Below are 6,000 nucleotides of genomic sequence, written 5' to 3'. Positions count from 1 at the left end.
TATTCATGCTGTTGTGTGGTAACAAGCCTAATTGCACGTTCACGAAATTCTGATGTATAGCGATTTGATTTTTTCATAGTTCCAGTTTCTCAAGTTATTGAGTCTCTGGCAAACACGGGGCGATTCATAGTTTTTATTGTCAAGTATTTATAGAGATCCTTAGAGGCATGCCCGACCATGAGCCTTTTATCTCTTTGAAAGATGCAATCTATGCACTTTTAAAAATATCAAATTTCACATTAGTTAGAGCTGGTTTACAGGCTTTTGAGCGCGGTAATGAGCACCCAATTAGTGCTTTATCAGAAGCTTCTCTAGCGGACTTAGATGAGGTTGCCGATCGCACATTAATCAAAATATCTGATCTGAAATCATTGGGAATAGATATTTCCAACCTTGATCCATTTATTTTGGAGTCTTCAGATTATTCTCAGGTTGGACATGGGACATTTGGGAGTTCAATTCTAGAAATACAGCCTCTTGTAAAAATCAGTGAAGATGAACTATTACTAGCCTTACCGACAGCAGTAAGTATTGCTATAAGAACAAATATTATTGAATGGTGTGATAAGCACCATTATTTAGGCCCCTTACAGGAGTCATTTAATTTTACTTGGGTTAATCATTTTTCTAATGAATTAGATGTTTTGGGAGATCTAAAAAATGTTTCCTTTTCGCCTATAAAAAATGAGTCTAAGGACATAATTGGGGCTGAGTGCATTGTTGGAATAGATGACTGCAGACTGATTCATATTATCCTTGTTTTTGACGATTTTATCCATTACGAAAACGGTTACATCAATAGTTATTCATCATTCAACAAAAGTAATCACATTGTAAGTGCTGTGAAAAAAAGTCAGTCTTTTGCAAAAAGTCATCCACTTTTAGAGCAGGGGTTATCATTAATTGTAGGTTGTGGATGGGGACGTCAATTGGCTTTTGACTTAGACAAAGGCTTACAAGCCCCAAATTGGCGAGTTGAAGTAGTTTCAGGCCCTGACCTCGACACATTTAGTGAGCTTTCTTGTATGTGTGTAAGTGGCTTTTGGAGTCTTATTGAAGCTAAAACAAAAGTAACTGAAGCCGGTGTAATCACGCAAAATATTAATGGCCTATTAAACCTATATTCATGGGCAAAAAACAATAGTGGAGATATAGTTCCCCATGATAATTTACCTCCTGAATTAGCTGGAATAAATAACTTCTTTATGATGATAGGCCAGAATGAGTTAGTAGAGGCTCGCTGGGAATCTAAATATGATAAATTTAAGCAGATAGTAGTTGATCCGCAAGGTAATAAAGTTGAAGTGAGAAGGTTAAACGCAGGAAGCTATTTCAATGAAGATAGATTTAGACCTATTTTTGCTTCAGTTGATCATGTCAATAAAGGAGAGTTGCTGGCGTTTATAGACGGAGAATTTACTTCTTGGTGGTGTAAGCCTATTATATTTAGTGAATGCAATCGTGATTTGTACTATAGAATTTGGCTGGCTATTTGTAATTGGCTTCTAAAAATTGATGTGGCGTTCAATAGCAAAGGCTTAATATTCCCGTATCGTTATATATATATTGATTATCAGCTTTCAGATATAGATGTACCCTCAGAGTTTGAAAGTATCCCCTCACTTGATGAATTAAAAAAATTAACATCTCTTAGTACTCAGATTGAGTCTGATATTATGTTTATAAATATATCTTTTAAAAAAGGGTATCTTGCAGGTTTCTATAGGCTTGAAAACTTTGCTGAGTCAAATATAGTTTCATCAATTATTGACGCTGTTATCAGCAGTGCATTTGCCGATTCAAAGGTTAATTTACTTGAAAATATTTTTAAACTTATAATAAAAAATGACTATGCTAAGCATGTTCATCTATATAGTGCAGCTTCATTTATTGATTTTTTCAAAAATAGTTTACCAGAACCTATACTACAAAATGAAATTGATCATGCTACATCGAAAATTGGGTTGGGATGGTTTGACATTTATACTGGAAAATCGCTTCAGCTTACTAAAAAAACTGAATGCACAGAGTATCTTAAAGGCCTGAATTGGTCGCTGTGGCTTAAAATAAAAGAAACTTTGGCGAAGTTCAATAAAGAAGAACTCATCAAATACTTATTACTTCAACATGAAGCTGTTGAATGTGACACCATTCATTGGCAAAGAACATATCCTGCAATACTTGGGCTGCACGAAAATATTGAAGAGATAAAAAGCGTAACCTTAGATAGAGTATCTAGTAATAACGCGACATTATCTGGTGTTAGAATTCTGATAGAGATGGCACTTTGTGAGGCTTCATCTACTCAAAAGTTAAGGCCAAACAAAATAGATACTCAAAATTTAATTATCTACGCAATAGCCTTGTTTCAGTTCGGTAACTTGTCCGATGCTATCCACTATGAGATGGTCGATCCTACAATTAAGATCACAGGACTAGGTGATGTTCATTATGATCATTCTTTCTATGACAAGGTAGTAATGCCCTACGGAGATAGAATTCAAAATAAATTAATAGAGCAATCAGCTAAAAAACTCAGTGACCAATTTAACCCAAGCCATGAAAAAAAACATACAAGAATAGATAAAACATATGATGCTTCTTGGTGTGCTGAGTATGGGATGACTATAAATGATGTCTTATCTATTCTTGACCATTTCGAAGACATTGGATTAAAAAATGAAACGCCAGTATATAAAATAGAATACAAACACTTGCTCGAATCCATTTCTGATACTGAAATTAAAAAAGAAACTTTTTTAAAGTTTATAAATCAATTTACTTTATTTGAACGTGAGAAATGGGAGAACCTCCCGAGGGGATATAAAGTAGCTGACATAAGCCCTTGGAAGTACAAGCGTAGGTTATCTGTTGTATCTAAGCCGATAATTTCAATAAAAGACTATTACCTTATTTCACCAAGCTTAGTAAGAAAAGGTTTAGCTTCCCTCATCGCTAATTCATTTGATGGCACTTATGATGGGAGTTTTTTTAAATCTAAACAAATGAAGTCTTGGGTTGGAGAAGTTCGAAATAAGTCAGGGCACGCCTTTAATGAGCAGGCAAAAAATGAATTCGAGAAATTAGGTATGCGAGCTTTATCAGATGTCAATGTCTCACAAATTTTAACAAAGAAAACTGAGAGAAATTATGGGGATATTGATGTTTTATCATGGAATCCTGAATTGAATACTGTTTTTTTTGTCGAGTGTAAGAGCTTAGAGTTTGCTAAAACACAAGGAGAAATTGCCAAGCAGGTTCATGAGTTTAGAGGTACATCAAGAACAAATGGTTCTTCTGACAGATTAAAAAAACATCTCGAGCGATGTGACATTCTTCAAAATAATATAGAAAAAGTAGAAAGTTTTTTGAAGCTCGAAAAAATAGAAAAAATCTATGTAGTTTTACTTTTTAAACAAGTAGTTCCTGTTCATTATTACAATTCATTTAGTAATCTTAATATTGAAATGATCTTTTTTGAGGAGCTAGAGAATAAAATATCAGGTTTGCTTAAAAAAGATTGAATTAGATAGCTGAATACTCTTTTTTGAAGCATATGTTAATGTGGCAAAACAAGGTAGTGTTCAAAAAACTGTGTCATTTCAGTAAACGGGTAAAAGCAGGAATGACACATAACAAATCAACTTCGAAGGTGAAGTTAGGGCACTTCAAGCAGGTAAAAAATTTAATTGTAAAGATGGTGTGCTAACATCACTTATCAAACAATTAACCGAGTCAGCGCTTCTGGCTGAGTTTGAGCAACATCTGAATAATGAGCAGAAACCTAACCCTAGAAATGGCTCTAGTACTAAAGCTGTTAAATCATCGGTTGGCAATTTTGAGCTATATACCCCAAGAGATTGCAGTGGGAGCTTTGAGCCTCAAATCGTCAAAAAAATTAAACCACGTTCAGTGATGAAATACACTCAAAAATCCTATCCATGTTCAGCATGGGCATGAGGTTAACGATTCTCGGTAAAAAAGAGATACTTGGCCTTCACTTGTCTGAACTAATAAAAATTATTGGTTGTCTGTGCTTAGCGATTTAAATAATTGTTAGTTACATCATTAAAGCGTAATCCATAGAGCTTTTCTATAATTACATCACTATAGTGTAATGAGGTTGTAAGAGTATAGCTGTAACCAAAATAACCCATCACATCATTGTAAATATCTTCTGGAAAAATCAAAAAGCTCATCCATTTCTTTTTATTAACAACCTAATTGTTTAAGTATCAAAGTAGAATCAGTGAAGCTTGGCATTGAGTATGGAATAGAATTATTCATTTTTTGATTACTGATATGTTGCTGACAATATTTTGCTTTTCTGGGCAGCTCTTGATCAAAGATAAAGCTTGCAGAGTGTCCATTTAAGTCATAGATAACTTTAAAATACGCGGAAGGGACTTTATGACTTTCATCAGCCTTCGGTAATGGTTTTTCATTTTCTAAATATAATGTCCCTGTAATGACATATAGAGGATTTCGAAAACTAACGGCATCACGAATAGCACTTTCTAATTCAACCCATGAACCTTGATTCAAAGCTGATTTTTGAGGCGTTATATTTGATAAGTAATTAAGTTCATTCCAGTTCTTATTTCCAGCGAAACTAGCTAGAGGAGCTAGATGACCTCTATCTGTTTTTAACTCTTTAAATGCATTTTTATAATCAGGCTCTTCTAATGATTCATCATCATCAATCAATGAATCATTACCCCATGCTCGCCCTGGGCTAACACCAAAATTGAGAACGTTTACTTCATAGGCTACCCAATCAGCAAATTTAGTTGTTGGGTTATTACTTAGGGCATAAGTATGATTAAACACAACATCATTTTTCTCTATATACAAGCTTGGGCAACCTAAAGGGCAATGAACACTTCTAATTTCTGCAGAAGATGAAAAACAAAAAGCAACTAGTGGAATAGATATTATTTTGTTCAAATTAATTCTTCCTATTAACTTTTAGGGGAGCAATCAGCTGCTCTTCCACATCTGGGTTTTGAAGGGTGAAGAGTGAAAAAATTAGGTCAGCTTATCTATTAACCTAACCAAAATCCCAGCCACTTCTTCCGAATTTGACATGATTTCATTTAGTTTCTTATTTTTATCGTCAGCAGTCTTTACCGCTTTAATTAACATGGCTAACTTTTCTGCATCTTCGGGATTTGGAAATAACTCTTTGATTTCTTCATCATTCAACTTTGAAACAGATGATATTCGGCTAGATAGGTTATTATTAGTTTCATTTGCAGCTGCTTTTGCATCACTTTTAACATCTTTCTCAAATGCATCCCAATCAATTGCCATATTATTTCTCCTTTGTATTCCAGTTAATAACTTCAGCTCTCAGTTTTTGAATTTTATCTTTAAAGATCTTAGCTTTCATCACTTTATCATCTGTATCGGTAGAGGTGTCCAATAGTTTATTGACTATTTGGTCAGTATCATTAATCAATTTTTCTACTTTAATTTCATTGATGCCAATCATATTCATATATCTACTTCTATTTTCTGTTACCTCAGCAGCGCTAGTTAAAAAGCTAGTTAATACGTTATTTATTGACCTTACTTGATTATATTCAGCCTCTATTTTTCTTTGTACTTCTCGCTCTAGAGCATCTATTTCACCTACTAGTTCAGAACGCTTACTATTTATTTGATTTTGAATTGCAGGCCCAGCTATAAGAATAAATTTAATTCTATCTTTTTTGTCCTGTGACTTAACAACTTCATTCCATACTTTATTGGTTTTTTCCTTATTGAAAAAATTCTCAGAGAATTCAGGTAACCATTCTTGCTCTATAAATCGATCAATTTCAACACGTTTTTGATCAAAAAAACGGTGTAATAAAGTAAGGTTTGCAGATTCTATAGAAGTGACTCTTTTACCTAATTCAATTGATAACTCTGGCGCTTCGGGTGGTATAGAAGTACAAGCGCTAAGATAAAATACAGATAAAAATAAACTTGCTTTTTTTAACATAACACGTCCTT

At 33.8% G+C, this 6,000-nt stretch carries 5 protein-coding genes and 1 pseudogene; 2 read left to right on the top strand and 4 right to left on the bottom strand.

What is annotated here, in order from left to right; translation table 11 throughout:
- The first annotated feature begins 167 nt into the window (after nucleotides 1-167).
- Both BW139_RS09720 and BW139_RS09715 read left to right on the top strand, forming a co-directional pair.
- Nucleotides 168-3,524, top strand: a complete 3,357-nt coding sequence (locus tag BW139_RS09720; RefSeq protein WP_076919495.1) for a hypothetical protein — start codon at nucleotides 168-170, stop codon at nucleotides 3,522-3,524.
- Nucleotides 3,525-3,639: 115 nt separating this feature from the next.
- A pseudogene (locus tag BW139_RS09715) lies at nucleotides 3,640-4,054 on the top strand (transposase); the annotation flags it as partial.
- Here BW139_RS09715 and BW139_RS18490 read toward each other — a convergent pair.
- The 4 genes from BW139_RS18490 to BW139_RS09700 form a co-directional block, all read right to left on the bottom strand.
- Nucleotides 4,038-4,199, bottom strand: coding sequence for a hypothetical protein (locus tag BW139_RS18490; RefSeq protein ID WP_175611406.1), 162 nt, complete (start codon nucleotides 4,197-4,199; stop codon nucleotides 4,038-4,040). The pseudogene BW139_RS09715 and the gene BW139_RS18490 overlap by 17 nt on opposite strands.
- Before the next feature lie 13 nt (nucleotides 4,200-4,212).
- Entirely contained in the window at nucleotides 4,213-4,947 is a 735-nt protein-coding gene (locus BW139_RS09710) for a DNA/RNA non-specific endonuclease (RefSeq protein ID WP_083708657.1), read from the bottom strand.
- 81 nt (nucleotides 4,948-5,028) lie between these two features.
- On the bottom strand, nucleotides 5,029-5,313 hold the full coding sequence (locus tag BW139_RS09705; protein WP_076919493.1) for a hypothetical protein: 285 nt from the start codon (nucleotides 5,311-5,313) through the stop codon (nucleotides 5,029-5,031).
- A 1-nt stretch (nucleotide 5,314) separates the two neighbouring features.
- Entirely contained in the window at nucleotides 5,315-5,989 is a 675-nt protein-coding gene (locus tag BW139_RS09700) for a hypothetical protein (RefSeq protein ID WP_076919492.1), read from the bottom strand.
- Nucleotides 5,990-6,000 lie beyond the last annotated feature (11 nt).

The organism is Pseudoalteromonas sp. SK18, from assembly GCF_001974855.1.
Classification (GTDB): domain Bacteria; phylum Pseudomonadota; class Gammaproteobacteria; order Enterobacterales; family Alteromonadaceae; genus Pseudoalteromonas.
The sequence above is the reverse complement of the archived record's forward strand: the minus strand, read 5'-3'. Positions and strand labels throughout refer to the sequence as shown.

Bases quoted from the DNA above. Each gene is read 5' to 3' on its own strand.
- BW139_RS09720 (WP_076919495.1), top strand. From the start codon at position 168: ATGCCCGACCATGAGCCTTTTATCTCTTTGAAAGATGCAATCTATGCA.
- BW139_RS18490 (WP_175611406.1), bottom strand. From the start codon at position 4,199: ATGAGCTTTTTGATTTTTCCAGAAGATATTTACAATGATGTGATGGGT.
- BW139_RS09705 (WP_076919493.1), bottom strand. From the start codon at position 5,313: ATGGCAATTGATTGGGATGCATTTGAGAAAGATGTTAAAAGTGATGCA.
- BW139_RS09700 (WP_076919492.1), bottom strand. From the start codon at position 5,989: ATGTTAAAAAAAGCAAGTTTATTTTTATCTGTATTTTATCTTAGCGCT.